This is a genomic window from Pseudomonas sp. AC463, from assembly GCF_979253585.1.
Map to the genome: position 1 here is coordinate 1 of NZ_CEEDDZ010000268.1, position 349 is coordinate 349.

Annotated in this window: 1 protein-coding gene; it reads right to left on the reverse strand. The window is 58.5% G+C overall.

The window, feature by feature from the left end:
• Positions 1–349 (reverse strand): cyclic nucleotide-binding domain-containing protein (locus AC0IYH_RS30085; RefSeq protein ID WP_471837763.1); only part of this gene is annotated, 349 nt, incomplete at both ends.

A 349-nucleotide genomic window follows, 5' to 3' on the forward strand; every position in this document is an offset into this window, starting at 1 on the left:
GTGGCTTTTGATGGCGAGACGGACCGCGAACTCGCAGAGGAAGTGGGCAAGGCGAGCACGTCCTATCCTGCGGCCGACATTGAGCAGCCATTCGCGTTCGATCGACGCCTCAATGACGTTATCGATCGTGATCGCCTTCAGGACATTGGGGTGTTTGTCGGCAACGCTCTGCAGGTCGCCTCGAGCTACCTCGATCAACGTGATGGTGGTCAGCGCCTGGATGTTGTGATCGGCCTCATCGAGGTAAAGTTGCTGGAGATCGAGCGAATCACCTGGAAGATGCAAGCCCACGATTTGACGAGCACCCTCGCTGGTCAGCTTCGATCGCATCGCGACGCCCGCGATCAGT